The 25914-nt window shown below is 37.1% G+C and carries 31 protein-coding genes and 1 other RNA gene; 26 read left to right on the top strand and 6 right to left on the bottom strand.

Going from position 1 to position 25914, the window contains the following annotated elements; all coding sequences use genetic code 11:
* Nucleotides 1–58: 58 nt before the first annotated feature.
* The 3 genes from LG377_RS09980 to LG377_RS09970 all read right to left on the bottom strand — a co-directional run bounded on the left by LG377_RS09980 (nt 59) and on the right by LG377_RS09970 (nt 2639).
* Complete coding sequence (locus LG377_RS09980; protein WP_225744507.1) at nt 59–583, bottom strand: hypothetical protein; 525 nt, start codon at nt 581–583, stop codon at nt 59–61.
* 113 nt (nt 584–696) lie between these two features.
* Nucleotides 697–1107 (bottom strand): YolD-like family protein, encoded by a 411-nt coding sequence (locus tag LG377_RS09975; protein ID WP_225744506.1) that lies wholly within the window; start codon nt 1105–1107, stop codon nt 697–699.
* Nucleotides 1108–1455: 348 nt separating this feature from the next.
* Nucleotides 1456–2639 (bottom strand): IS3 family transposase gene (locus LG377_RS09970; RefSeq protein WP_225743066.1). Its coding sequence is split into 2 segments (ribosomal slippage): nt 1456–2354 and nt 2354–2639, totalling 1185 coding nucleotides; the frame shifts between segments, so codons are not numbered across the junction.
* Between the two features lie 288 nt (nt 2640–2927).
* Here LG377_RS09970 and LG377_RS09965 point away from each other — a divergent pair.
* The 6 genes from LG377_RS09965 to LG377_RS09940 all read left to right on the top strand — a co-directional run bounded on the left by LG377_RS09965 (nt 2928) and on the right by LG377_RS09940 (nt 7278).
* Entirely contained in the window at nt 2928–3125 is a 198-nt protein-coding gene (locus LG377_RS09965; RefSeq protein WP_225744505.1) for a hypothetical protein, read from the top strand.
* A gap of 121 nt (nt 3126–3246) precedes the next feature.
* On the top strand, nt 3247–3624 hold the full coding sequence (locus LG377_RS09960) for a hypothetical protein (protein WP_225744504.1): 378 nt from the start codon (nt 3247–3249) through the stop codon (nt 3622–3624).
* Between the two features lie 39 nt (nt 3625–3663).
* A complete protein-coding gene (locus LG377_RS09955) occupies nt 3664–4101 on the top strand; it encodes a VOC family protein (RefSeq protein ID WP_225744503.1) in 438 nt (145 codons plus the stop codon).
* Between the two features lie 529 nt (nt 4102–4630).
* Nucleotides 4631–5443, top strand: a complete 813-nt coding sequence (locus LG377_RS09950) for a hypothetical protein (RefSeq protein ID WP_225744502.1) — start codon at nt 4631–4633, stop codon at nt 5441–5443.
* Between the two features lie 476 nt (nt 5444–5919).
* Nucleotides 5920–6720 carry a formate/nitrite transporter family protein gene (locus LG377_RS09945; RefSeq protein WP_225744501.1) on the top strand — a complete coding sequence of 267 codons (801 nt, stop codon included), beginning with the start codon at nt 5920–5922 and terminating at the stop codon, nt 6718–6720.
* Between the two features lie 135 nt (nt 6721–6855).
* Entirely contained in the window at nt 6856–7278 is a 423-nt protein-coding gene (locus LG377_RS09940) for a GNAT family N-acetyltransferase (RefSeq protein ID WP_225744500.1), read from the top strand.
* A 405-nt stretch (nt 7279–7683) separates the two neighbouring features.
* On the opposite strand, the gene LG377_RS09935 is transcribed toward LG377_RS09940, so the two are convergent.
* Nucleotides 7684–7869 carry a tyrosine-type recombinase/integrase gene (locus LG377_RS09935; RefSeq protein ID WP_370632568.1) on the bottom strand — a complete coding sequence of 62 codons (186 nt, stop codon included), beginning with the start codon at nt 7867–7869 and terminating at the stop codon, nt 7684–7686.
* 271 nt (nt 7870–8140) lie between these two features.
* Between LG377_RS09935 and LG377_RS09930 the strand changes: the two genes are divergently transcribed.
* From LG377_RS09930 to LG377_RS09880, 11 genes are all read left to right on the top strand, one after another.
* A complete protein-coding gene (locus LG377_RS09930) occupies nt 8141–8341 on the top strand; it encodes a hypothetical protein (protein WP_225744498.1) in 201 nt (66 codons plus the stop codon).
* A gap of 51 nt (nt 8342–8392) precedes the next feature.
* Nucleotides 8393–8596, top strand: coding sequence for a hypothetical protein (locus tag LG377_RS09925; RefSeq protein ID WP_225744497.1), 204 nt, complete (start codon nt 8393–8395; stop codon nt 8594–8596).
* A 93-nt stretch (nt 8597–8689) separates the two neighbouring features.
* The gene (locus LG377_RS09920; protein WP_225744496.1) at nt 8690–8905 is read left to right on the top strand and encodes a hypothetical protein; all 216 of its coding nucleotides are present in this window, start codon (nt 8690–8692) and stop codon (nt 8903–8905) included.
* Between the two features lie 252 nt (nt 8906–9157).
* Complete coding sequence (locus tag LG377_RS09915) at nt 9158–9298, top strand: hypothetical protein (RefSeq protein ID WP_225744495.1); 141 nt, start codon at nt 9158–9160, stop codon at nt 9296–9298.
* 99 nt (nt 9299–9397) lie between these two features.
* Nucleotides 9398–9700 carry a hypothetical protein gene (locus LG377_RS09910; protein WP_225744494.1) on the top strand — a complete coding sequence of 101 codons (303 nt, stop codon included), beginning with the start codon at nt 9398–9400 and terminating at the stop codon, nt 9698–9700.
* Nucleotides 9701–9801: 101 nt separating this feature from the next.
* Complete coding sequence (locus LG377_RS09905; RefSeq protein WP_225744493.1) at nt 9802–10125, top strand: hypothetical protein; 324 nt, start codon at nt 9802–9804, stop codon at nt 10123–10125.
* A gap of 69 nt (nt 10126–10194) precedes the next feature.
* On the top strand, nt 10195–10431 hold the full coding sequence (locus tag LG377_RS09900; protein WP_225744492.1) for a hypothetical protein: 237 nt from the start codon (nt 10195–10197) through the stop codon (nt 10429–10431).
* A gap of 481 nt (nt 10432–10912) precedes the next feature.
* Nucleotides 10913–11476 (top strand): helix-turn-helix domain-containing protein, encoded by a 564-nt coding sequence (locus LG377_RS09895; RefSeq protein WP_225742785.1) that lies wholly within the window; start codon nt 10913–10915, stop codon nt 11474–11476.
* A complete protein-coding gene (locus LG377_RS09890) occupies nt 11440–12306 on the top strand; it encodes an IS3 family transposase (RefSeq protein ID WP_225743515.1) in 867 nt (288 codons plus the stop codon). Before LG377_RS09895 ends, LG377_RS09890 begins: the two co-directional genes overlap by 37 nt.
* A 162-nt stretch (nt 12307–12468) precedes the next feature.
* Complete coding sequence (locus tag LG377_RS09885; protein WP_225744491.1) at nt 12469–12651, top strand: hypothetical protein; 183 nt, start codon at nt 12469–12471, stop codon at nt 12649–12651.
* Between the two features lie 613 nt (nt 12652–13264).
* A complete protein-coding gene (locus tag LG377_RS09880; RefSeq protein ID WP_225744490.1) occupies nt 13265–13492 on the top strand; it encodes a hypothetical protein in 228 nt (75 codons plus the stop codon).
* A gap of 243 nt (nt 13493–13735) precedes the next feature.
* On the opposite strand, the gene ssrA is transcribed toward LG377_RS09880, so the two are convergent.
* Nucleotides 13736–14103: a transfer-messenger RNA gene (ssrA, locus tag LG377_RS09875) on the bottom strand.
* A 163-nt stretch (nt 14104–14266) separates the two neighbouring features.
* Here ssrA and LG377_RS09870 point away from each other — a divergent pair.
* The gene (locus tag LG377_RS09870; protein ID WP_225744489.1) at nt 14267–15004 is read left to right on the top strand and encodes an NAD-dependent protein deacylase; all 738 of its coding nucleotides are present in this window, start codon (nt 14267–14269) and stop codon (nt 15002–15004) included.
* A gap of 51 nt (nt 15005–15055) precedes the next feature.
* On the opposite strand, the gene LG377_RS09865 is transcribed toward LG377_RS09870, so the two are convergent.
* Nucleotides 15056–15412: a hypothetical protein gene (locus LG377_RS09865; RefSeq protein ID WP_225744488.1), complete on the bottom strand. Its 357-nt coding sequence runs from the start codon at nt 15410–15412 to the stop codon at nt 15056–15058.
* Between the two features lie 540 nt (nt 15413–15952).
* On the opposite strand from LG377_RS09865, the gene LG377_RS09860 reads away from it, so the two are divergent.
* From LG377_RS09860 to LG377_RS09825, 8 genes are all read left to right on the top strand, one after another.
* A complete protein-coding gene (locus LG377_RS09860) occupies nt 15953–17182 on the top strand; it encodes a M20 family metallopeptidase (RefSeq protein ID WP_225744487.1) in 1230 nt (409 codons plus the stop codon).
* A gap of 42 nt (nt 17183–17224) precedes the next feature.
* Complete coding sequence (locus LG377_RS09855) at nt 17225–18409, top strand: amidohydrolase (protein WP_225744486.1); 1185 nt, start codon at nt 17225–17227, stop codon at nt 18407–18409.
* Between the two features lie 45 nt (nt 18410–18454).
* Nucleotides 18455–19405, top strand: a complete 951-nt coding sequence (locus LG377_RS09850; protein ID WP_225744485.1) for an ABC transporter permease — start codon at nt 18455–18457, stop codon at nt 19403–19405.
* 14 nt (nt 19406–19419) lie between these two features.
* Nucleotides 19420–20376, top strand: a complete 957-nt coding sequence (locus LG377_RS09845) for an ABC transporter permease (RefSeq protein WP_225744484.1) — start codon at nt 19420–19422, stop codon at nt 20374–20376.
* Between the two features lie 124 nt (nt 20377–20500).
* Nucleotides 20501–22183 (top strand): ABC transporter substrate-binding protein, encoded by a 1683-nt coding sequence (locus LG377_RS09840; protein WP_225744483.1) that lies wholly within the window; start codon nt 20501–20503, stop codon nt 22181–22183.
* An 88-nt stretch (nt 22184–22271) separates the two neighbouring features.
* Nucleotides 22272–23366 carry an ABC transporter ATP-binding protein gene (locus tag LG377_RS09835; protein ID WP_225744482.1) on the top strand — a complete coding sequence of 365 codons (1095 nt, stop codon included), beginning with the start codon at nt 22272–22274 and terminating at the stop codon, nt 23364–23366.
* Nucleotides 23350–24330, top strand: a complete 981-nt coding sequence (locus LG377_RS09830; RefSeq protein WP_225744481.1) for an ABC transporter ATP-binding protein — start codon at nt 23350–23352, stop codon at nt 24328–24330. The genes LG377_RS09835 and LG377_RS09830 overlap by 17 nt, the downstream gene beginning before the upstream one ends.
* Before the next feature lie 205 nt (nt 24331–24535).
* Nucleotides 24536–25903 carry a M20/M25/M40 family metallo-hydrolase gene (locus tag LG377_RS09825; protein WP_225744480.1) on the top strand — a complete coding sequence of 456 codons (1368 nt, stop codon included), beginning with the start codon at nt 24536–24538 and terminating at the stop codon, nt 25901–25903.
* The last annotated feature ends 11 nt before the right edge of the window (nt 25904–25914 follow it).

The following is a 25914-nucleotide window of genomic DNA, read 5'->3' as shown; positions in this document are numbered from 1 at the left end:
TAGGCACAGTCTACTTCACTGATTGAATTCAATCAGTGAAGGTGGACTGTGCCTATTTTTATTGATTTGTATGAATGGCTGGTTCTTCGTCTTCTTCTACAAGCGAGACAGGAAAGAATTCCTTACTCGTACATAATAAGAAATCCAGTGCGAAATCATTATGGAAGCCTTGTAAGTTATACACGATGTTCTCACCGTTTTGTAGTCTATCTTTTCGGAATAGAGAAGGGTGTAGTTTCTTGACGACATCAATTAAAGCCAGCAAGAGCATATCGGGTGTTTTAAGTAAATTTCTAAAATCTTCTTTACTGAGTCTGTAACTCTTGAAAAATTCTTCGGTAAAGTCATTGTCCGGTCTCAATGCAGAGACGAAACGAAGACTAGTTGGTGTCATATATCTCAACTTAAATGAATCACTTTCTCGATCATAAATGATAAAATCAGCTGAATAAAGCTCATGATCCATTTCAAAAAGCAGTTTGTACTTTTTAACATCGCTATCTTTTAATTCAGGATCTTCATCAATCATAGTATTGAATTCCTTTAACAAACTATCTAAGATTCTCATTTGGTCAAAGTTCATTTAACTTACCTCCTTTTCGTTTTTATTATAGCACTAACAAATTCACAACGCACATCAAAGCCTACAAGTATCTATTACATAAAATAGGTTCTGTAAATATTAAAGCAACTCCATCATTCAGATTTTGTTCTCTTATTATGCCACTTAAGAACATTATAGAGTTCAATATGTCGAATCAATTCTATATTCACTCGTTTAATCCTGCCATCTTTTAATTGCAAGATGATCTTTTCTCCTAAATACCCCATTACTAGACATTCAACATCTGGATAATATTGCCCGTCTCTGAGTACATTGGCTTGAATGGAAACAGGAGATTTCGTAACGTAAGCCTCGTAAAGAGTAGTGGAAATGCGCTCTATTGTCATCTCTTCTTTAGGGGGGATATCGACTTGCTGATCTTCTGCCTTCATTTTTTTCAATGCTTCTGTATGGTCTGATAACATCATACCTAACCATTTCATTTTTCCACGATCTACGTAACCTAGCTTGTCTGGGTTTAATAATATGACTTCTTCAGTCATATTCATCACTCCTTTATGCGAAAGTATGTTCCTTTATTTAATAATAAGAACATTTGTTCGATAAGTCAAGCTTGAAAGAGCATAAGAAAAAGCTAGAGAAAAGATTTCCTCTAGCTTTTATCAAGATTTTTTATATCTGTTTATAAGGTAATAGCTGATTCAACTAGCAAAAAGAATAAACAATACCATTGTCATAGCACAAACACCTCTTTGAAATTAATGATGACTCACGTAAACTTAGAGGAATACAATGTTGTACTTAATGATAAAGTACTGGTATGTCAACACTTTTTTGAACAAAAATTATAAGGTGTAAATGATGATTGAGTTCACTTTCCTTCTGCCTCTCTAACTGAATGAGAGGCTAGTTTCGACCAGCTGGGGAACAACGGATTTGCAGACTTCCATTTCAGACTGTTCCTGTTCCCAATCTTTTCGATAATCGATAGGAGATTCGTAGTCCAATGATCCATGTGGGCGAAAATGATTCCACCAATGGACGTAGTCCATAAGTTGGACCTGCAGTTCATAGAGTGTATGGAATGTGTTGTCGTAGACAAATTCAAACTTAAATGATTTATACGTGGACTCCGCTACGGCATTGTCGTAAGGATTCCCTTTTCTACTTAACGAGCGCACAATATCAAAGGTATCCAGTAACTCATCAATAGTATGGTTGTCGAATTCTTTTCCCCGGTCAGTATGGAACACGTTGACCGTATGTAAATCACCCTTAACTGTAGCGAGAGCCTGCAGGACTAAGTCAGCTGTCTTATTGGGACCAGCAGAATACCCGATGATCTCGCGGTTAAACAAGTCTAAAATAAAACAAACATAGAACCACTTATTGGCAACTTTGACATAGGTCAAGTCCGTGACGATAGCTTTCATCGGCTCTTTCGGATTGAACTCACGGTTCAATGCGTTTTCAATCTTCGCTTGATTGACTCCACTCTTTTGTGGTTTGTATGATGGTCTATCATACTTGGACACCAGATGAAACTTTTTCATAATGTGTCCAATTCTCCGACGAGATACGATAAACGCACGCTTCTTCAATCTTTTCTTCAGTTTACGCGTGCCATAATTGTTTTTGCTTTTGGCAAACTCTTCAATAATCGCTTGTTCGAGTTCTGCGTCACTTTCTTTCTTTATTACTTCGTAATAATAAGATCCTCTACTGATCTTAAGGGCACGGCACATCGCTGATATAGAATAGTTATGTTTGTTGCGTTTGATTACTTCGACTTTCGCCCGAATATCAGCGCCGCTTGCTTTAAAATATCATTTTCCATCTTAAGCTGGGTATTTGCTTTCCTTAATTCTTTCAATTCTTTCTGTTCAGGTGTTAAGTTATCTCTTTCTTTGAATGAACCGGTTTGACTATGTTGACGTACCCATTTGTCAAAAGCCGATCCTGTAAGATCATATTCTTCTATGATTTCTTTTCTTGATTTTCCTGCTTTGTGTAAATCAACAATTTGTTTCTTAAATTCTTCTGTATAAGTTCGACGTGGACGACGAGTAGACATGATAGATTCCTCCTGTGTATGTTGTGTTTAGTATACACACCTTATCTTTTCTGTCCAACTGAGTGTAACCTATCCATACAGGCTCGTACTGCTTATAAGTAATATCGGTAATATATCTATTATATTTAAATTATTTTTCATTGATAGTATACTCACTGTACCTTATGAAAAGCAATACTTGAAAAGTATGAATTTAAAATAAATTTTACTGAGGCATTTAGAAGTGTTGTGTTTGGATGTAAAATGAGATATAGTTTTCGATAGAAACTTTTGAAGGGGTTTATGGGTGTGAAGAAATCGGATGAAATTTTAATCAGATGGTTATTGGAACATAGTGATAGATCATTAAAGGAAATTGCTTCAAAAACGGAAATAGATCAGAATACCTTAATAGAATTAAAACAGACACCATCAAATATGTCAGAATTAAACGAAGAAATTTTTTACAAACTAGTTGCCTTTGCCAAAAGAGTGGGAGCAGAATAATCTGTTTCCACTCTTTTGATCTTAATAGAAGCTACTTAAAAACAAATATAGAGTATAGGTGCTTATTGTGGCTATTTCAAAGTCGTTTTATATACTTTAACTATAGAGAAAGGATGTGTTCATGATCCGACTTAAAGTCAATAAAGATATTTTAAATAAGTACAAAAATAAATACGGGAACAATCGAGCAATCACTGGATACGGAGAAGAAGTTAAGGCTCTTCCTTTTCTAATACCGAGACATTTTGTTGTCGTATTAAATAAAGAAGCGCTGACGATTGTTGAACTAGACAAAAAATTCAATGAAAAATCAGTTGGAAGCATACCGGTTTCTACTATACAGACAGTCAAAATAATCGGACCAGTTGTCAAATCCGTTATAGTCAAAACGACAGATAGAACAATCAAATTTGTTATTAAACCGACGATTATGGGAATCAGTAAAGAGCAGTCTGCTTTATTAACGTATCTGAGAACGCATTTCAAACATGCCAAATAAACAATGGCTACTGACGAGTAGTGCTAAGGAGATCATACAATGAATCGGATCAATCTGATTGCGTTAGGTGTTTTGAATATAGAAAAAGCAAGAACCTTTTATAAAGGACTAGGGTTTCAGTGTTATGATGACTCGCCAGACGCTCCAATTATCTTTTTTAATAATCAAGGTACAAAGTTGGAATTATTTCCATTAGAACAATTGGCTACAGATATTGCTGGAGATGAACCTATGAAGATTAACAGAGAGGGATTCAATGGAATAACATTGGCAATGAATGCAAAGAAAAAAGAGGAAGTTGACGACGTCATGGAACGTGCACGCTCTTTGGGTGCTGAAATTGTTAAAGAACCAGTCATTGTTTCTTGGGGAGGATATAGCGGCTACTTTAGAGATTTAGACGGTTATTACTGGGAAGTGGCTTATGCAGATGCATGGGCATTTGATGATCAAAATATGCTCGTTATTGACGAGTGACAGTAAATAATGTGCAAAATTAAGTGAATCGTTTTCAATGTTGCTCCTTTTGTATCAGTGGTTAAATCGTATTTGTAAATGAAAATTTATAAGGTGCATCGATTGCGTCATAATGACAGTCTATAGTTACAACCTGACTATTTACCAGGTCAATTTTCTGAAGCAATAGATACTAAATCTAAATAGTCAATCTGGGCATTTATAGCATTACTACTAAGCATGGTTTTAATTTCAATAGCTAGGTTGTTAGGATCTAACACAGTGAAAATGTCTAAAGCTGAAAGTAGAGTATAACCAATATAAATGGGAAAGAGAGTGCTGCCCAGCGCTCTCTGTTTTTGCTTTTAATTATTCTATGTAAAAAATTATTAAAACCTTTTATATTATTTCATGGTGGATTTGTAGTCTTTATAAAAGAATATCTAAGTAACTATAATTACAATAAAAGTGAATATTTTGTTCACAACTACATGGTGAAAAGACGATTCCTTGTGCTATGCTCTTCTTAAATAAGAAAAGAGGTTAAAAGATGAAAAAGCTAGTGGTCAGTATTATGACATCGGCATTACTATTGGTTGGGATTAATTGGAATACAGATAGCATAGTTGAAGCTCAGACAGCTCCATCGATTTATACAAGTCAGTCAGCAGTATCTAAAGTCGTCAAACCTAAAACAGTTGCAAGTAGTACTAAAGTAGCTACTAGTTCCAAAACCAAAGAACCAATGAAAGTGAACTACTCAACGCTTATGCAGTCTTCTGGTTGGCAGTCAAAAGTAAATAACGGTAAAACCTCAGGTGCAGTCGGAAAAGGTAAGAGACTAGAGGCGATTAAGATCGAACTTTCTAACCCTGAATTTAAGGGAGGCATTACTTATCAGACCAATGTACAGTCAAAAGGCTGGTTAGGTTGGAAATCTAATGGACAGGTTAGTGGTACACAGGGAGAATCGAAGAGATTAGAAGCTATCAAGGTCAAGCTCACGGGTGAAATGGAGAAAAAATATGATGTGTACTACCGCGTTCACTCTGAAACATTTGGTTGGCAAGGTTGGGCTAAAAATGGGGAAGCTGCTGGAACGGTAGGCTTTGGGTTCAGACTTGAAGGAATCGAAGTCAAGCTAGTCAAAAAAGGAAATAAAGCTCCTGGAACAATCAACAATATATTTAGAGATGGTAATAAAAAGTACGTCGATGCTAAAGGAAAAGGATTGATAAAAGGATCTAACAATAAAATTTATCATATACCAAACTCTCAATACTATAAAGCGACGACAAAACCGAAAGCCATGTTTACCACAGAAGTTCAAGCTATAAAAGCAGGCTATAGACCAGCAAAATAACTCGTTAAAAAAGAGGCTTTTATAAGTCTCTTTTTTTGTTTTGTTAAGAACAAAGTTGTTTGAGGAGGTTTCTTTTATGAAGAAAGTCTGTTAACGATTGAAATCCCTGAAGGGAAATACGAATTAAAAGTTTATAGTCCAAAAGTATTTCGTGATGACCTGAACAACATTGATTTAACTTCTCAAAAGATGCTTATTCCAAATGGAACATAAAAAGAACCATCAGAATTTGTATAAAGTATCTACTATTATTCAATTAGAAGATAGTAGATGCTTTTTTCATCTTGTAGATAAACGATTATGCCAATGATAAAGAGAAGTTTTTTCTTAATTGTAAAAGCAAATCCTATCTTAAAATATAGAGTGAAAATGAAAACGAATTCTCTGAAAGTATTTTGAAAATACTATTTTCAATTTGTTCTATTGGTGGTAAAATACCAACATAGTGAAATGTTGAACAAAAGGGATGGGTTATAATGGATGCCAATTATCAAGGGTTATTTTATTCAATAGAAACAAGTATCGAAAAGAAAAAGCAATTATTTGAGAAAAGTTTTTCTCGTTATATCGTAAGAGCCATGCTAGCCACACTTTTTCTAACACTCGGAACGGCGATTGCAGTAATCACCGCCCAGTCTGCAGAAAAAGTAGCACACGGTTCTGGGAAATTTTTGTATTCATTTATGTTCAGTTGGTCACTTGTTATGATCATCTATATGAATGCGGAGTTAGGAACATCAAATATGATGTATACAACGATTGGCGTTCACCGCAAGTTGCTTACATTCAAAAAAGCCGGAATGATCTTATTTGCTTGCATGCTCTTTAATTTAATTGGAGGTATCTTAGCAAGTTATCTTGTTTCTTTAACTTCAACTTTTCAAGATCTCCCACCAGATCATTTCTTGTTTACTGCAATAGAACATAAACTCGAAAAAACACCGCTTCAAGTATTCACAGAAGGGATCTTTGCCAACATCATCGTAAATACAGCAGTGTACTGTACAATTCGTATGAAGGATGATGCTGGAAAAGTCATGGCTATGATTTTTATTATCTTTATCTTTGCATTTTTAGGATTCGAGCACGTCATTGCCAACTTCTCATCCTTCCCACTGGCTTATTTTGCTTCAGGTGGAGCAATAGCTGGAATGACGAGTACCGCTTTGGCGACGAACTTATTTTTTGCAGCGTTAGGTAACTATGTAGGTGGCGGTCTAGTAATCGGTTTAGTCTATTCTTGGTTGAACAGAGGCGATCATGTTTATCTAGACTAAGATGGATGAATACACCTCATATAATGAAATGCTTTAAAACACTGGAGTGTAGTTTGGAAAGTATTTTCTTTTATATTCTTCTTAATAGTATGGTATTTTTAGAGTATATATTATTATACAAACGGAGGATATTTAATGATCAATTTAAAAGAAATGGCATACGAAAAGTTAGAACCAGAAATTGAAAAAATCTTTGATCAGCAAAACGAAGATACATTTGATCAAGTTCCGGAACGGAACGCCGAGAAAATCGTTATAGGTGCTTACAACGGAAAAGACCTAGTTGGTGGCATCATTGGAAACAAACAATACCAGAACATCCACGTTGCAATGCTCGCAGTTAAAGATGACTACAGAGGCCAATCAGTAGGTAGCATGCTCTTAGAAGAAATTGAAAAGAGATCGAGAGAGATGGATATCATTCACATCACACTCTCTACAAAAAGTTACCAGGCTGAAGGGTTCTATAAAAAACACGGTTATGAAGTATTTGGTACACTTGAAGACATGCCGATCAAAGGTGTAACGAAATTCTATTTCCATAAACGCTTAAATTAAAAAGGTTACCTCATGAATGAATACGATAAAAGTATCTCCATGAGGTAGTCTTTTTTTCTACATACACGAATAAAGTGAGTGATGTGTCTATGTTTCATAAGTAACATAGGCTATTACTATAAAAAGGAGAATATAAAAGGACTTTATATAGCTAATCCCGATGGTCATGACCCTATATTTCAGTTGGAGCCAATCGAATAAGGACAAATAAAGACTGTGAAAAGACTATTATATTACCTTATTTGAAAATAACAGTTAATAGATGAAACAAAGGAAGAGAAACACCGTTTTATTGGCATTCCTCTTTTTCAATATTACTATACGGATGATTTGATGTAGCTGAGGGGAGTCGATTATATTTCAGTTAGAGACTGTCACTAAGCTGTTTTGTTGTTTTTAACTACGTTAGAAGTCAAAATAATTAGAGAAGCGTTCAGTCGATTTGTCTATACTAGCTTTAGTAGTATGAGTATATACGTTCATTGTAGTCTTAATATCTCCATGTCCCAATCTAGTTAAAACTTCTTTCATAGTAGCCACAGATTCAAACAGAAGTGAGGCATACGTATGTCTCAATTTATGAACGGGTATAAAACCTAATCCTGACGAATACTTGTATAATTTTTTGGATCCTTCAAGCTTAACTCGGTATTAGATTTATTATGTTCATCAGATTCACCAAGCTTTTTTCTTCTACCTATAGCTTTATCAATACGTAAGATTCTTTTCTTTTTTGAGACTCGCTAGTAATAGTAGGGTTTCACATAGGTATACTCAGTTTTCTGATCCAAATTACCAACAACGTCTATTAGCTTTAGGCAATCAAATGTATCTCATGCTTGGTAATAGCGGTAGAGTGATTATGCAAATTTACAATAGCAATATGGGTGATAGCGGATACGCAGTGAAGAGGATAAAAGACCGAATCGAAACGCCCCGAACAGGCTCTAGAGATATTTTTTTATCACCAAATGGTACAGGGGTAGTAAGGATTGCCAACACTGCTAGAGACTATTACAACATTCGTGCAAGTACATTTTTGGACTCATCTATCGTACATTAAAGACTAACATTGATGAGTCGAATCAAGACGCGTTAAAAGGTGCTGAACGTTTTGACCATAGTTGAATACAATTTGAAGATTGGTTTGCAAAAAGGTATTGATAACCGTCAAATTGGTTTGATTGCAGAGGACAGCTTGCAAGTAGTTTCTTTAGATGGAAAGAGTATTGATACCTATCGTCTCTTAAGCTACAACACAAAAGCTATTCAAGAATTAAGTAGCAATCAAGAAACACTTGAACAAAAAATTGAATGAAATTGTCCAACTACGATTCGAAGATATTTCAGTTGGAAGCAAAAGTAGCAGACTTAGAACATCAAATTAAAGAACTCAAAGGAGCAGCATAAAATGATAAACGTATTGGTATTTGAAAATAACCAGATACAAAGTATCTTTTACATATTGGAACCAACAATGATTGAACAGGGAAGAGCGAAACCTGGTAAGGGTAAATTGCAGAAGGCACTCATTAAAACAGATAAAGAGTATCAGGAAGAACTTAAAGAGATTAGCGAAGAATACTTCGAAATCGATGATCAGAGCAACATTGTTCAAGTTGGGTAAAGGTTGGCCAAGAAAGGGAAGAATGGAATGGAAAAGAAAGACAAGGCAAAATCCAGGAATTACTAGACGAAGAATTCAAAGTAGATGTTTTGACCTATGACACTAAGCACAAAGCGTTCTATAAAAAATTAGACAAAGACAAATTATAACTGAGAAAGATAAACAGTTCAGTGACATTTCATTTGATACATTAATGGATCAGCTGGAAGAAGTGCTTGAAAATAATAAAGAAGAGAAGAATGCATAATAGAAATGGTATTAAAATCAATTAAATCAGAGTTTAATAATGGAGCGACTTTGAAAGACATGGATTTTGCAAATATGACTCAAAATGATTATGAACAGGCAGAGCGCGATAAAATGGCTGTATGGTTTACGGAAACAGGCGAATAAGCTTGTCTAGTTTAATAAGCATAATACATGCTTCAAATTCCCATTTTATAGTATAGTAAATACTGTAAAATAAAACATGTTATTTAAAGAGGGATTGAAGTGAGCCAAACAGTAACCACTGCAACTATCATTAGAGATAAAGCTGATAAGATTTCGAGTATTAAAGTTTTCGTTACAGGAGAAAATATCAATAAACAATACGAAATTAAAATTGGAGGCCAATTCATGTTAGAATCTCCACATGAAAGGTTTGAAGGTTTGAGATATCGAATGGTTAGGGTTGAAGGCTTTGAAGAAATACCAGCCGGTTATTGCATTAGAGTATTTCATATAGAAGCTCAAAAGGAACTAACCGTGGGATTAGAAGAATTGAAAAGTATTTTTAAATGGAGTAGCCAATAGCAACTGCTCTTTTTCTTTACAAATTTTATAATATAAAGAGCGTTATACTTTTGCTCGCTATAGATATTATGATAATGTCATATTAAATTAAGTAGGAGGTGTTGATTATCACTAGATCATCAGCCTTCATTAGTTTTATACAACAGTTATCAATCATGATAGATCACGAAATATTCCATTCGACTAATGAAGTAAAACAACATATCAAAGAGGAAGACGTTGTAGACTGGCTAGAAGAAGAACATTGTAGAAAATACAGTGACTTCACAATGAGTCATTTTGATCGAGAAGATCGTAAAGAAATCCATGATTCTATTAAGTATATATGGAACATTTATGATAAAGATGGATATGAAGGTTTGATTCATGACAATGGATTGACTTTATTGATTGTATATACAGCAGAATTAATGGATGAAGTTTAAATATAGCAATAGAGAGTAGCCAATCCGGCTACTCTTTTTCTTTACACAAAATCAGAAAGGGGAGAGCCAATGAGCCTATATATAATATTTGGAAATGTTCAGAGTTTTGCAGCTTTCATTACAGCAATTATTACAATCGGTAGTTCGTTGATGTGGGTTTACCAAAAGACAATCGGCAAAGCAAAGGAAAGAAGAATTGAGAAGGAAAATAGATTGCTTCGAAAAAAGATTGATGAGAGCAACAAACCATTGATTGATACTCTTACTATGTTAAACGAATACAAACAAAGAAGGATTACCGGATAGATACGTAGGGCCAGTATATAATTTCCAGAATGGGTTGAAAGCTAACTACGGATTTGATATTGAACTTGACAACAGACATGATCCACTGAAGCATAAAGCTGCTGTAGGGGCGTTACAAATTGAGTTGAACAAACAATGCAAAATTGGTTGTCGATGACTTTTATCTGGTCCGGCTACACGTAAGGCTTGTAGAGTTGTAAGACGTGGAGATATCGGAAACATCGTAAGAGTTGTTCAAGGTATCCTGATGTCTAAAGGTTATGACATAAAAGGGTTCGATGGAGTATTTGAACCAGGACTTCAAGCAGCAGTTAAAACATCCGCTGCAAGACAATCATCTTGCAGCGGATGGTCTTGCTAGACCGAATACTTGGAATGCATTGCTAAGATAGAATAGACAAAGTAAAAGCCCTCGTTGGTGTCCTTAATGTACCGACCCCCAAAAGTTAGAGTAACATTCTAACTTTTGGGGGCTTTTTACATGGCGAAATATAGTCAAGAATTCAAATTAAAACTTGTAAAAGAATACGAAAATGGCAAATTGGGATATAAATCACTAGCTAAAAAGTACGGTATACCAGATTCTTCTCCTATTAGAAGATGGACCAACCTTTATAAAACTTATGGAAAAGAAGGATTAAGCCCAAAGAAATCGAAAGAAGTCTATCCTGTTCATTTCAAATTAGATGTATTACAATTTATGAAACGAACAGGTTCTTCCTACCAAGAAACGGCTAATTCCTTCGGAATCAGAGAACTTTCTGTTATTGCGAATTGGAATCAAGCTTTTAACAAAGAAGGGATAGAAGGCCTGAAACCTAAAAAAAAGGGACGACCTTCTATGTCTAAATTACCTAAAAAAACAAAAGTGAATAAGAGTCAGAGTATGTCTAGAGAACAAGAGCTAGAGCGTGAGAATGAACTTCTTAGGTTAGAGAACGCTTATTTAAAAAAGGTAAAAGCTTACGAGGAGAATCCAAATGCCTTCCTCGCAGAGCACAAACAAGGTTGGCATTTGAGCTCAAAAAAGAAGGATATAGATTGAAAGATATTTTTAAAGTTGTGGGCATTCCTGAGGCTACGTACCATTATCATATAAAACGAACAGGCGCAGAAGATTACGATTTGTCTTTAAAAGAACAGATTACTGATATATTCTATCAATCCAAAGAGCGTTACGGATATAAGCGAATCACGGACGAATTGAATGACGCTGGAATAGTAATCAACCATAAAAAGGTCTATCGCTTAATGAAGGAGTTAGGGTTGAAATGTATTAAATTCACACGTAAGACTCGAAAATATAACTCTTACAAAGGAACTGTAGGAAAAGTTGCCAAGAACAAGTTAAACCGCCGGTTTAATACGTCAATTCCTTTACAGAAACTAGTGACTGATATCACTGAATTTAAATGTACTGGAGATCAAAAACTTTATTTTAATCCCATAGTAGATTTGTATAATGGTGAAATTATTTCTTACAGTATTAATAAGCGTCCTGTTTTAGATTTAGCAATGGAACCTTTAAAAGAAGCTATTAAAACGATAAAGCAAAAAGCTACTGTTCGCACTACGATTCATTCCGATCAAGGGTGGCACTATCAACATAAAAAATGGGTAAATTTATTAAAACAGAATAAAATCTTCCAGAGCATGTCTCGTAAAGCAACCTGTTCTGATAATGCCGTTATAGAAAACTTTTTTGGGATTATGAAGCAAGAAATGTATCACGGAGAACCTAAAGTAAGCTATGAAGAACTAAGAGAACAGATTGAAGAATATATTGAGTGGTACAATACCACTCGTAGAAAGAAAAAACTGGCTGGCTTAAATCCAGTAGAATACCGAACTCAAGCCAGCCAGTCGGCTGCATAATATTAAAACTCTAACTTTTGGGGGTCAGCACCTAATCGGATGAGGTTTTTTATTTGACGAGAACAACTCATAAATCAATTAATTAATTCGTAATAGTTGTTCCCCTTTCTAAGTCGAGAAGAATATTGTATACTTGTTCGACAGGTTATTGGAGGTTTTTTCATGGGAACATATAAATGGCTCAAAGATAAGTTAGAAAATGACTTGAACCATTATGGATCTGATAAAGTGGTATTCGTCTTGATCAATAAAAATAGAAATACATGCGAAGATTACTTTATTTCATATAGGAAGATTCCAGACCCGGCGAGGTTGTACAGAACATCTATGGAAATAAAAAAATGACTTTGTCGGCTCTTAAGGAGTCAGTGCAGCATCGCAACCACTCTTGATTATGAAAACTTTAAAAATAATACGAGTAATGGCGGTCATTTAATATAGATAAATTATAGGTTTTGATATTGTTACTTCAAAACCTAATTTAGAGTCTTTTAGAATGGTAGAATCATTGGTAATCAAAGTAGGGGAAGGTAATCAATAATGAGAGACAATTTATTGATGATTAGATTGAGAGCTGATCTCAGGATGAATGGTTCAAGGAAAAGTAACGTATGTCGTTGTTCATAATCATGAAGCAGACATCTTATAAGCGAAATGTCCTAACAAAAAAGACATAGAAAGATACTGTTTAAATGTAGAAGAAATACCAGTGGTTTTAACACTTTTTCTAAACGATTTAGAAGTAAGGGAAGTGTATTTAGAAAATCTGTATAGAATTCTATCTTGAAATTACTAGTGCGTGCTTATCTTTTGAAAGTTTTAGTTTAGAGTCTGAAAATAAATGAAAAATCGTTAATTTGAGTTTTAATCTCAAATTAACGATTTTTCAACTTATTCTATTTAATCTGATCCAGAATAATGCTATAATCGAAAAAAGTCCATAAGGAGCTAGATAGACATGGTACTAATATATGATTGGTTGATAGAAAGGGTCAGATTTGACTTGAAAAAGTTCGGTCCAGATGTGATAGTATTTGTTTTAGTAGACCTGAATGAAGAAAAAACAGTCAAAGAATATTATCATGATTCCTCAAATATAATTCCTCTTAAAAAGTATAACTACTTAGAACTCAATTTTGAAGAAATGTCTTTAAAAGAATTGCATGCACTACTAGTGAAGTTGTAATTACATATTGATATACCATCCATACATATTATACTAAAGACACATAGCGCACTATCTAGTCATAGTCCTATGATGTGAGGGTTACCCCTCGTATAGGTAAGACTCTCACTTCGGTGGGGGTCTTTTTTACTACGTGATTTACTACGTTTAACTTTGATTTATAATTTCTTATAGCATAAATAAAAGAAGAGAAATACCGTTTTATCGGCATTCCTCTTCTTCATTATTCCTATACGGATGTTTTGATGGAGCTGAGGGGAGTCGAACCCCTGTCCAGACACATTGGCACTCAAGCATCTACGATCATAGTTACGCTACTAAGATTTCGCTCTACATTAGCCGCCTAACAGGCATCATGTGTCGCTAGTCTGATAATCTCTTCTAATCCTTCCAGACGGAAAGAATCAGCGTATCCCACTTAATTATAGGACCCAAACGTGACACGTGGGTGATACCAGTTCGGATCACGCTAGCTACTATTACGCAGCTAAAGCGTAAGTGTTATTATTATTGTTTGCAGTTATATTTAACTGTGACGTTGGTATGCAGTCTCGTCACCTGCAGAACGCAACTCAAGCTCAATCTATGCCTGTCGAATCCGTAACAACCCCAATATAGAAAACAAAACCAAATGATAACGAATCGCTATCATTCTATACATATTATAGCATATCACTGATGAAAATGAAAGTCTGTTCGCTTAAAAAACCCCGTAAGTGTCTTTCATAACCTTAGTTGGTATAATAAACATACCAGTTTTAGAGAGGTGTTTATATGGAAAGAACAGAAATTGCACAGTTAAAAGCTTATATAGAAGAAGCTCAGATTATTGTCTTTTTCGGAGGGGCTGGAGTTTCTACAGAAAGTGGCCTACCAGATTATCGTTCAAAGGATGGAACATATACAGAAATTGAAAAAAAGAAACTTGATCCTAAAAAAATTATGAGTCGAAAATTTCTAAATGAACAGCCAGAAGTTTTTTTCAACCGCCCTCGTAACAAAAGAATTGAACCTGTTCCAAATGATGCACACAAAGTGTTGGCTGAAATGGAAAAAGCTGGAAAAGATATTCGCGTAATCACTCAAAACGTGGATGGGCTTCATCAAAAAGCTGGGCATCGATTTGTTTTAGAGCTTCATGGGCATAATCGAAATTGGTATTGTATGGAATGTACAAGAGTGTACCAGCCTCAAGAAGTACAAAAAGATGAGCGGAACATTCCAAGATGTCCAATAGAGAATGGAATCGTCAGACCATCTGTCGTCTTGTTTGGTGAAAACCCCAATAAAGAGATTGTTGAAAAAAGCAAAGCTACAATTAAAACAGCAGACTTACTGATTATAGCGGGAACCTCTTTGAGTGTGAATCCGGCTCGCAATTATATTCATCAATTCAAAGGAAAGCACGTTGTCCTCATTAATAATGAAGAAATCGATACAGGAAATTTGGAGATTGATCTATTCATAAAAGGTAAAGTTGGCGAAACACTTGCTGCAGTAAAAGAAAGTTAAAAAGTACGCTCCACCTAGTATAGAATCGATATTCTATCTAAGTAGAGCGTATTATTTTTTATTCATAATAGTATTGGAATCCTCGTCGGAATCATACTGATAGTGCTCATACATTTGAGCCAGAAGTATAGGGTCAGAACTTAACCTAGCTAACAAGTCAACGGAAGCCTGCACTGATTGTTCCTTTCTCTCAGAAACAGCTGCGTCATCGTTTCCACTAGGAACAGTCAGACCATCCAGTAAGTCATGAAATTCTTGTAAAAATTGTTTGAAACCTGTGCTGTCATCGAGCAAGATTGATTTAACAGCCTGATTTTTGTGATGAAGATAAACGAGATAATCATCTGTTGACATACCTAAAGTACTTGCATAAGCAATTATTTCTTGAAATTCCTTATCATTTCTCATTCAATTCATCCTCTACCAGTTAAGTATGGCTAACACAAAAATATAAATCTTATACATATAAATAAATAATCACTTTACAATAGTAGTCTATGAGAGAGCTTATGTAAACAGATTCAATACATAAGTCACAAAACTGTAAAACGGGGTAAGTGTTATTAGTAGCATTCAATAAAAGTTAAAATAAAATGAGAGAAAAATGATGATTAATAATCCATTAAACTGTATAAATATCGATACTTACAAATTTTCATTAAATGAAGTGAGTTTTTAATTATAATATAAGAAGATGAAAACTCAGTTAACACGAGGGTTTTACCTTGAATGATAAGACACATTTTAGTCACAAATAAATGTAATCGATTGCAAACGCTTTAATATCAGATATGAATATTATAGATTATATTATATTAGAGAAAATCAATATATTTACTGATAATTTATATTGACAATTTAATGTTTAAAAGATAAGATTTGAAAAACATTATAAAAATGTGTAATTGCTAATTTAGAGTATCGCAGAGATGAAGGAGAGAATTGTGCATGAGTTATAGTAAATGGGAAGAAGTTTTGACTGCTAATTATGAAACGACTGTTTCATGGCGACGTTATTTACATGAACATCCTGAACCTTCTTTCGAAGAATATAAAACGAGAAAATATATTGTAGAAAAATTAAAATCTTTTGGATATGAAGATATTGAAGAAAATATTGGTGGTGGAGGAATTGCTGCTTATCTTCGAGGGACTGAAGATGGACCGACGATTGGTTTTCGGGCAGACTTCGATGCCTTAAGAATCCAAGAAGCAACAAATTTAGAGTTTGCTTCAAAGAATCCTGGTGTCATGCATGCTTGTGGGCATGATGGACATACCGCAACGCTACTAAGTGTGGCAAAGGTATTAAAAGAAGAACAGGCAGAACTTTCAGGAACGGTTAAGTTCATCTTCCAACACGCGGAAGAAGTATTACCAGGTGGTGGGAAAGCGATGATAGACGCCGGCGTATTGGACGATGTGGATTATGTCTATGGACTTCATTTAAGATCACCACTTGAATATGGTAAGGTCACTTATTGTTCAGGTTATGCCATGGCGGCCCCAGATTTCTTTGAAATAAAAATTCAAGGAAAAGGCGGACATGCGGCGCATCCAGATTCCACAGTCGATTCTGTTGTTGTCGCTTCTCATGTAGTAAACCAACTACAAACGATTATCAGTCGTAAAAAAGACCCAACTAAATCAGGAGTCTTGACGGTTTCTACTTTAAAGGCGGGAGACGGCGCACATAACGTGATTTCAGACAAAGCACTCATTAAAGGAACCGTTCGAACCTTTGCACCAGAAGTCAGAGATATGATAGAAGAAAAAATCGGTACAATGACGCAGCATATCTGTGAAGCGCACGACGCAACTTGTGAGGTCACCTATACTCGAGGATATCCGGCGCTTTACAATCATGAAAAAGAAACAGAATTGATTGCAGAGCTTTTCAAAAATCAGTTTGGAGAAGAGATAGTGGAATCAACACCGCTTAGAATGGGCGGAGAGGACTTTGCTTACTTCCTTCAAGAAAAACCAGGCTCATTCTTCTTTGTGAACTCAGGTAATGAAGAAAAGGGTATTTCCTACCCACACCATCATCCAAAATTTGATTTTGATGAACGTGCCTTATTACTTGGTGGAAAATGCTTCTTATCTATTGTAGAACATTATCTAATGAAAAAAGAAACCAGCAATGCTAGAGAGTCTGTAACAGTGGAAAGTCATTAAACATCAATAAAAGATCAGTAGTAAACGAGAAGGAGATGGATCATGGCCTACGAGACATGGACAGAAGAATTAAAACAGAATTTTGATGAAACCGTCAGCTGGAGACGACACTTACATGAGCATCCGGAACCTTCTTTTGAAGAGAAAGAAACGGCTCAGTATATTCTAGAGCGATTACAATCATTTGGGATAAAAGACATCCAGACAAATGTAGGAAATGGATATGGTATCGTAGCAAAGATTAAAGGCGGTCATCCAGGACCAACGATTGCATTGAGAGCAGACTTTGATGCATTAAGAATTCATGAAGAATCAGATGTACCATTCAAATCAAAAAATGCAGGTATCATGCATGCTTGTGGACATGATGGACATACAGCTTCCTTACTCAGTGTAGCAAAAGTCATTTCGAATCATGCTGATGAATTACATGGGAATGTTGTGTTACTGCATCAACACGCTGAAGAAGTGTTACCAGGTGGAGCTAAATCGATGGTTGAAGCAGGGGCGCTTAAAGAAGTCGATTACGTATTTGGTATTCACTTAGATTCAATGGAAGAAGTTGGAAAAGTTTTCTACAATTATAGTTTTGGATCAGCAAACTCGGACACGTTCAAGATGAAGGTCCAGGGGAAAGGTGGCCACGGTGCTGCGCCGCATGATACGCATGACGCCTTGACGATTGGGACACAAATCGTCACTGGTCTACAGCAAGTCGTTAGTCGATTAACAGATCCCGTCAAACCAGCAGTGCTAACCTTTGCAGGATTTGAAGCAGGAGGAGAAGCGTACAATATTATAGCTGACTCAGCTGAAATCAACGGTACTGTTCGAACGATGCACGGTGACATTCAAGATCTAATGGAAAGTAAATTAAAATCAATCAGCACACATATTGCGGAAGCATTCGACGCTACGTTAGCTATCGATTATGTACGAGGTTATCCATCCATTCAAAACGACGCGGTAGAAGTCGAGAAATTAAAAAATCGTTTTTTGACCGTGTTCGATGACTCTGAGGTGGAAGAAGTCGAAGGGGCTATGGGGGGAGAAGATTTCGCTTATTTCTTGAAAGAGAAACCAGGGGCTTTCCTAAGAGTAGGCGCGAAACGTCCAGATGACGCATCGCCTTATCCGCATCACCATCCGAAATTCGTTATACATGAAGAGTCCTTACTGCGTTCGGGGGAAGTGTTCTTATCCATTATTGATGAGTACTTAGGATAGACACCAGCAGAGAAAGGATTTATTGAATAAAAAGGGGAGAAAACGATGCAAAAATTTATCTTGAAGCGACTACTGACAGCTATTCCAGTATTGCTGATGATCTCCATTGCAGCATATATGATGGTTAATTTAACACCAGGAAATCCAGCAGAATTATTTGTTTCACCAGATGCCACAGCGGAGCAAATCGCAGCGACTGAACGTGCGCTTGGACTAGATCAGCCAGTACCTGTCCAGTATGTTCGTTGGTTAGGAAGAGCTTTGAGACTAGATCTCGGCAATTCATTCTCAACACGCTATCCAGTGTTACCAATTATTGTCTCAAGACTTTTTCCAACAGTTGTGCTTATGGGATCCACGCTACTATTTTCCTATATTGTAGCCATCCCGCTTGGAATCTTAAGTGCCAGAAAACAAGGCACTTGGATAGATAATTTATTGACCAGTAGTTCTTTTATAGGCGTGTCGATTCCAAACTTTTTCTTAGGGCTAGGATTAATTTATATTTTTTCTGTTCGATTAGGTTGGTTGCCGACCGGTGGTATGTCTGAACTAGGGGGAGACGGTGGATTCTTTGAAGTCTTACGTCACCTTGTACTGCCAGTGATCGTTCTATCTGCTTTTTATATCGCGAATATGGCTCGTTATATGCGGTCAACCATGATCGAAGTTTATGGGGAAAACTACATGAGAACCGCAACAGCTAAAGGATTAGCATCCAAAACAATTTTAACAAAACACGGACTTAGAAATGCATTGATTCCAGTTGTAACAATCATCGGAACAGATTTACCAAGACTAGTTGGGGGCGCAATTGTTACAGAACAGATCTTTCAGTGGCCAGGGATTGGTCGTTTAACGATTACAGCGATTCAGCAAAGAGATTATCCTATTCTGATGGCGGTCACGATGTTGTCTGCAATCGTCGTACTCGTTGCCAACCTTCTCGTCGATGTTTTGTACGCTGTTGTTGATCCACGGATTAAATACAACTAAAAGGGGGAAGAAAAATGGCTCAAAACGTAGGCAGAAATACACCAGCAGATTCACTGTTTCATTTAGTAGAGGATAGTGAACGTGCTCACTTCCCTGGAGTTGCAGCGGAACAAGTCGTTTCAGATGGAGATAGTTACGTTAAGACAATTGCCAAACGGTTTTTCAAAAATAAAGTAGCCGTCGTCAGTTTAGGAGTCTTCATTATCATGATTTTAGTGGCAGTATTCGCAAATCAGATCGCGCCGCATCCAAGAGATGCGTCTGTAGGACTATTTAGAGCCGCTCCTTATGAGAATTTCTTTCTAGGAACAGATGATACAGGAAGAGACGTACTATCAAGGTTAATTCACGGAACGCAAGTCTCTATGATCGTAGGGCTTTGCTCGGTTGCCATTTATGTTGTCATCGGAACAACGCTTGGGTTAGTTTCAGGCTATTTCGGCGGATTTATTGATGCAGTGATCATGCGGATTACAGAAGCCTTTATGTCTTTCCCGTTTTTCCTCGTTATTTTAACATTGGTCTCTCTTTTAGGATCAGGCATCTGGGTCGTAACGATTGTACTGGGAGCACTCAGTTGGCCACCATTATGTAGGTTAGTCAGAGGGCAGGTGTTGAGGCTTAAAGGACAAGATTTTGTACTAGCGGCTGAAGCAACAGGGTATTCGACTTTTGGTATTTTGTTTGTTCATATCTTACCGAATGTGCTTTCGCCGATTCTAGTTAATGCAACGTTTGGGATTGCAACGGCAATCTTGACGGAAGCTTCACTGAGTTTCTTGGGTGTGGGTGTTAGGCCGCCGCAACCAAGCTGGGGAAATATTTTATCTCAAGCACAATCGATTAGAGTGTTGACCGCTGAACCATGGAGATGGGTTCCAGCCGGTATCCTGATCTTTATCGCAGTATTATCGATTAACTTTATCGGAGAAGGGTTGAGAGAAGCGATTGAAGGGGAGAATAAAGGATAAGTGAGTTTTCATTAAAAGCTTTAAAAGATTTCATGAAAAATGATTCAAGTAGAAGGTCTTGTCAATTTTAGGGGGACTAAAAGAGATGTTCTACGAAAGAATATAGTCATAAGGGGAGATTTTCATGTCAAATTGGAAAACAAGATTAAAGTATGGGACAACGATTTTTGCTTCAACATTGGTACTAGCAGCATGTGGAGATTCAGCTGTTCCAGGACCAGATGATGTAGCGCAAGGTGAAACTGACGGAGAAAGTGATGGAGAAGGCGCAGTACCACAAGCTGAAGAGGGCGATACAAGTACATTGATGGTTGGGTTAACAAACGCACCAGATAGTTTCAATCCTTTTTACGCACCAGGTGTTAGTGGTAAATGGATTCAACGATTCATGTATGACAGTTTACTTGTGATGCCAGAAGCAGACTCTTGGGAAAATGCATTAGCATCTAAATTTGACACAACAGATAATCAAACATTTGAAATTGAAATCAATGAAGAGGCGAACTGGACAGATGGCGAACCGGTTACCGCAAATGATGTAGCATTTACATTGAATGCCATTGCGGATCCGGAGATCGAAACGTCACTAGGAACAAGAATTGCGATGATTGAAGGAACAGATGATTCAGGTATTTTAGAAGAAGGCGCGGAATCATTATCCGGTGTAGAAGTAACGGGAGATAAATCCTTAACCATTACGACTAAAACACCTGTCGATTTGGCATTAATCCAAGAATTTGTAGGATTTGATGTATTGATTGCACCTGAACATATCTTTGGCGAACTGGAGCCAACTGAGATCTCAAACTCTGAAGCAGCAACACAACCTTCTGTATTCAGTGGACCCTATAAATTTGTAGAATATGATAACGATAACTATGTTCAGTTAGAAGCTAATCCTGACTACTACCGTGGCGCTCCAGAAATTGAAACAATCTATGGACGTATCATGAACGGAACAGCGCTTGTAACAGAATTCCAAGCTGGAAATCTTCATATGGCTGCCGGTGGTGGTATCGGTATGGTGCCGATTCAAGATGTTTCATTACTTGAAGATATTGAAGGTCTTGAAGTTGTTGAAAACCCGAGTTTTAATGGTCAGTATATGATTATCAATAACGAAGTATTCCCAGATCCTGAAGTACGTAAAGCCTTTATTCATGCATTTGATCGTCAACTGACAGTCGATAATCTACTTGAAGGTCGCGGGGAAGTCTTGTCTAGTATGTATACATCAGCTAGTCCATACAACTCTGATGAGATTCAACCATTAGAATACGATCCGGAATTAGCAAAAGAAATGCTAGAAGACGCTGGTTTTGACTTCAGCCAAACATTGAGACTAGGCGTACCAACAGGTAACGCAGTCAGAGAACAAAATGCTAACTTGATCCAACAATGGTTGAGTGATATTGACGTACAAGTGGAGATCCAACAATATGATTTCCCAACTTGGCTACAAGTAGCGCAAGACCTTGATTATGATATCGGTATGATGGGATACGGCCATACAGTAGATCCAAACGTTGCGACGTATGTCCAAACAGGTGCTACATCTAATAATTCAGCCCTTGCTGATCCTAAGATTGATGAGCTACTTGAAAGAGGAAACGAAGGCACAAGCTTTGAAGAAAGATTCCCAATTTATGAAGAATTGCAACAGTATATGCAAGATCAAGCTGTGATCGTTCCGTTATATTCTGATTCTCAATTCTCAGTTCAAGTGGATTACTTGAATGGCGGAATCAAGGAGTACTGGGCAGGGTCGCTTCATGATGTTCATGAATGGACATTGGATCCTCAGTAAACAGTTGTTGAAAAGTATGAGTCGATGAAGAGTGTGCGACTGCACGCTCTTTATTGATAGTTCAATAGGAAGATAGAGGTGTGAAGATATGGATAACACAAATGTGCTGGAAGTAAAGAACTTGGCTATTTCTTTTAAAACGTTTGAAGGTAAAGTCCAAGCTGTTCGAGGGGTGGATTTTGAACTAAAAAAAGGTGAAACGCTAGCAATTGTTGGCGAATCGGGTTCCGGAAAATCGGTATCAACAAAAGCAATCAATCGCTTGCTGCCTAAAAAGAATTCCATTATCGAGAGCGGTCAGATCTTATTCGAAGACAAGGATCTACTGACGATTTCAGATAAAGAAATGCAGAAGATTCGTGGAAATGACATCGCCATGATCTTCCAAGATCCAATGACCTCTTTGAATCCGACAATGCAAGTTGGTAGACAAATTGCTGAACCGATGGTTAAACATCAAGGATTAACGAAAGAACAAGCTACCGAAAAAGCCATCGAATTAATGCAGATGGTCGGTATAAAGAATCCTAAACAAACACATAAACATTATCCTCACCAGTTCTCAGGGGGAATGAGACAACGGGTTATGATTGCGATTTCCTTGGCATGTGAACCGAAGATTCTGATTGCAGATGAACCAACGACAGCATTAGATGTAACGATTCAGGCACAGATTCTGAACCTTATGAACAATTTGAAAAAAGACCTGGAAACCTCCATCATTTTTATCACACATGATTTAGGGGTCGTAGCGCAAATGGCAGACCGTGTAGCGGTTATGTATGCAGGTCAAATCGTTGAAATCGGGACAGCGGATGAAATTTTCTATAATCCAATGCATCCTTATACTTGGGGATTGTTGGCATCTATGCCGACCCTAGATATCCATCAAACGGATCTTTACAATATCCCGGGATCACCACCCAATTTGCTACATCCGCCTAAAGGAGACGCTTTTGCTTCAAGAAATGAATTCGCATTAGCAGTCGATTTTGAGCAAGAGCCTGAGATGTTCAAAGTCACAGATACTCATTTCGCCAAAACTTGGCTATTGCATCCAAAAGCGCCGAGTGTGACGCCGCCTGCGGAAGTGGTCAGGCGTAAGCAGAAATACGAACAATTATTTGGTGAAAAGAAGGTAAGAATTCAGTCAGGAGGTGAGGTCGTTGGTAGCAGAGGTTGAAAAAAAGAAATCAATCGTTGAAATTACAGGTTTCAAACAGTATTTCAATGCGGGAAAGAAAAGTGAAGTCAGAGCAGTCAACGATGTCAGCTTCAATATCTATGAAGGGGAAACGTTTGGCCTAGTTGGGGAATCAGGTAGTGGAAAGTCGACGACTGGTAGAGCGCTTATCAAATTAGGAGAGTTCACTGGTGGACAGATTCTATATAAAGGCCAAGATATTTCTAAAATTCGTGGACGTAAAAAGTTGCTTGATTTCAGAAAATCGATGCAAATGATTTTTCAAGATCCCTATGCTTCATTGAACCCAAGAATCACAGTGAAGGATATTATCGGAGGGGCTTTGAAGGTCCATGGGATTTACAAAAATGGTAAAGAGCGTACGGAAAGGGTTTATGAGTTACTAGAAGCAGTGGGATTAAGCAAAGAGTTCGCGAACCGTTACCCTAAGGAATTTTCTGGAGGCCAATGTCAGCGTATAGGGATTGCGCGTGCACTAGCTGTAGAACCGGATTTTATTATTGCTGATGAGGCCATTTCAGCTCTGGATGTATCGATTCAAGCTCAGGTAATCAATTTGTTGAAAGAATTGAAAAAAGAAAACAATTTGACGTATCTGTTTATTGCGCATGACTTGTCGATGGTTAAATATATCAGCGACCGTATTGGTGTCATGAATAGTGGACGAATGCTTGAAGTGGCAGAAGCAGACGAGTTGTACATGGCTCCGCTACATCCCTATACGGAGTCTTTACTCTCCGCTATACCAACGCCAGATCCAGAAAATGAGCGAAATCGTGTTAGAACGGAGTATGATCCGAAATACCATCAATACGATGATTTAACAAAAGTGGGCTTACATGAGATTGCTCCAGATCACTACATTTATTGCCACGAAAATGAAATAGAGGTCTACAGAAAAAAACGAGAAAGACTGTTACGTGAAGGTCAAAAATATGCTTAGGATGACTTAATACGAACTCGAAATCCAAAGACTGTTGTCAACTATGGACCCACTGACCTTTAGACATCCTAAAACAGTGACCAGACTTGATGCAGTCTTTTTTGTATAGCGAAATCATACACTGAACAGAAAGCTTCTACTAAAAATGTAGGATAAACGAGAACTTAAACAGAAACTAATGGGATGAAAGAAGGCAGAAGAGTAGATGAATGCACTAGAAGAAAAATTGCAGAGTGTAATCGATAGTAGAATGGATGAATTTTTCGATTATTTAAGACTAGATTCTGTTTCCACACAAGACAGAAAAATACCTGAAACAGTCGCTTACGTTAAAGATATGCTTGAAAAGACAGGAGGAAAAGTCCAAGTACTGGATGATTTAGGCGGAAATCCTGTTGTATACGGTTATTTTCCAGCTGGGAAAAATGGGAATAGTAAAAAGACACTGTTGTTTTACAATCATTACGATGTTCAACCAGAAGATCCAATCGATGAATGGGATAGTGCGCCATTTGAACCTAGAGTAAAAGACGGTATTCTTTATTGCCGAGGCGTAGCGGACAATAAAGCGAATCTGATGGTTCGCTTGAATGCCATTCAAGCATTGCTGGATACGGAGGAAGGTTTATCTTGTAATATTAAGTTCCTTATTGAAGGTGAAGAAGAAAATGGGAGTCCGTCCCTTGGAGCCTACTTAGAAAAATATGCAGATTTATTTAAAAGTGATGCATGTATCTGGGAATTCGGTGGAAAAGATGAAGAAGAAAACTATGTGATTGAAGCAGGAATCAAAGGAATGGCTTATTTTGATTTGTTTGTGGAAAGTGCAGATGTAGATATTCACTCTTCTATCGGTGCAGTCGTGGATAATGCTGCTTGGAGACTGACGCAAGCGCTAGCTAGCTTAAGATCTGCAGATAACCAAGTACTCGTTGAAGGATTTTACGAGGATATCATTCCCCCAACAGACTTTGAAAAAGAAGTGGTCGCACGAAAACCATTTGATGAAGAAAAAATGCAGAAAGTTTATGGCTTGAAACATCCACTGATCACTAAAGACTTAGAATGGACACCAAATGAAGCCTTAGCTTTCTATCCTACGATGACGATTTGCGGAATGATCTCAGGTTACACTGGACCAGGATCAAAAACGGTCTTACCGAGAGCGGCGTCTGCAAAATTAGATTGCCGAATCGTACCAGGACAGGATCCGGAAAAAATCCACGAATTGATTCGGAAGCATCTAGATAAACACGGGTTTGAAGATGTACAACTAGACTTGATCAAAGCTCAAAAAGCTTTTCGTTCAGACCTAACAAATGATTTTGTGGATGTGGTTGCTGACTCCGCTAAGAAAGCTTACGGAGAAGGGACAGAAATTGTTTTGTCTCCTAATAATGCGGGAACAGGCCCCATGTACAATTTCGACAAGTATCTACAGCTTCCAGTATTAAGTAGCGGATGTGGTTGGGCGAATTCTAGAGCGCATGCACCTAATGAATCTGTAAGACTCAAAGACTTTTTTGAGGGAACAGCACATATGGCATACCTTCTTCAAGACTTTGGAAAATAATCATAAAAAAA

Source organism: Marinilactibacillus sp. Marseille-P9653 (assembly GCF_916618885.1).
In the GTDB taxonomy this organism is placed as follows: Bacteria; Bacillota; Bacilli; order Lactobacillales; family Carnobacteriaceae_A; genus Marinilactibacillus.
This window is presented reverse-complemented; position numbering and strand designations above follow the sequence as displayed.

What these genes read in the sequence shown, in the direction of transcription:
- LG377_RS09945 (WP_225744501.1), top strand. Translation starts at nt 5,920, where the DNA reads ATGGATGCCAATTATCAAGGGTTATTTTATTCAATAGAAACAAGTATC.
- LG377_RS09950 (WP_225744502.1), top strand. Translation starts at nt 4,631, where the DNA reads ATGAAAAAGCTAGTGGTCAGTATTATGACATCGGCATTACTATTGGTT.
- LG377_RS09845 (WP_225744484.1), top strand. Translation starts at nt 19,420, where the DNA reads ATGGCTCAAAACGTAGGCAGAAATACACCAGCAGATTCACTGTTTCAT.
- LG377_RS09885 (WP_225744491.1), top strand. Translation starts at nt 12,469, where the DNA reads ATGGGAACATATAAATGGCTCAAAGATAAGTTAGAAAATGACTTGAAC.
- LG377_RS09860 (WP_225744487.1), top strand. Translation starts at nt 15,953, where the DNA reads ATGAGTTATAGTAAATGGGAAGAAGTTTTGACTGCTAATTATGAAACG.
- LG377_RS09915 (WP_225744495.1), top strand. Translation starts at nt 9,158, where the DNA reads ATGGTATTAAAATCAATTAAATCAGAGTTTAATAATGGAGCGACTTTG.
- LG377_RS09850 (WP_225744485.1), top strand. Translation starts at nt 18,455, where the DNA reads ATGCAAAAATTTATCTTGAAGCGACTACTGACAGCTATTCCAGTATTG.
- LG377_RS09855 (WP_225744486.1), top strand. Translation starts at nt 17,225, where the DNA reads ATGGCCTACGAGACATGGACAGAAGAATTAAAACAGAATTTTGATGAA.
- LG377_RS09835 (WP_225744482.1), top strand. Translation starts at nt 22,272, where the DNA reads ATGGATAACACAAATGTGCTGGAAGTAAAGAACTTGGCTATTTCTTTT.
- LG377_RS09840 (WP_225744483.1), top strand. Translation starts at nt 20,501, where the DNA reads ATGTCAAATTGGAAAACAAGATTAAAGTATGGGACAACGATTTTTGCT.
- LG377_RS09975 (WP_225744506.1), bottom strand. Translation starts at nt 1,107, where the DNA reads ATGACTGAAGAAGTCATATTATTAAACCCAGACAAGCTAGGTTACGTA.
- LG377_RS09880 (WP_225744490.1), top strand. Translation starts at nt 13,265, where the DNA reads ATGGTACTAATATATGATTGGTTGATAGAAAGGGTCAGATTTGACTTG.
- LG377_RS09920 (WP_225744496.1), top strand. Translation starts at nt 8,690, where the DNA reads ATGATAAACGTATTGGTATTTGAAAATAACCAGATACAAAGTATCTTT.
- LG377_RS09900 (WP_225744492.1), top strand. Translation starts at nt 10,195, where the DNA reads ATGAGCCTATATATAATATTTGGAAATGTTCAGAGTTTTGCAGCTTTC.
- LG377_RS09940 (WP_225744500.1), top strand. Translation starts at nt 6,856, where the DNA reads ATGATCAATTTAAAAGAAATGGCATACGAAAAGTTAGAACCAGAAATT.
- LG377_RS09825 (WP_225744480.1), top strand. Translation starts at nt 24,536, where the DNA reads ATGAATGCACTAGAAGAAAAATTGCAGAGTGTAATCGATAGTAGAATG.
- LG377_RS09955 (WP_225744503.1), top strand. Translation starts at nt 3,664, where the DNA reads ATGAATCGGATCAATCTGATTGCGTTAGGTGTTTTGAATATAGAAAAA.
- LG377_RS09865 (WP_225744488.1), bottom strand. Translation starts at nt 15,412, where the DNA reads ATGAGAAATGATAAGGAATTTCAAGAAATAATTGCTTATGCAAGTACT.
- LG377_RS09960 (WP_225744504.1), top strand. Translation starts at nt 3,247, where the DNA reads ATGATCCGACTTAAAGTCAATAAAGATATTTTAAATAAGTACAAAAAT.
- LG377_RS09870 (WP_225744489.1), top strand. Translation starts at nt 14,267, where the DNA reads ATGGAAAGAACAGAAATTGCACAGTTAAAAGCTTATATAGAAGAAGCT.
- LG377_RS09930 (WP_225744498.1), top strand. Translation starts at nt 8,141, where the DNA reads ATGCAAATTTACAATAGCAATATGGGTGATAGCGGATACGCAGTGAAG.
- LG377_RS09895 (WP_225742785.1), top strand. Translation starts at nt 10,913, where the DNA reads ATGGCGAAATATAGTCAAGAATTCAAATTAAAACTTGTAAAAGAATAC.
- LG377_RS09980 (WP_225744507.1), bottom strand. Translation starts at nt 583, where the DNA reads ATGAACTTTGACCAAATGAGAATCTTAGATAGTTTGTTAAAGGAATTC.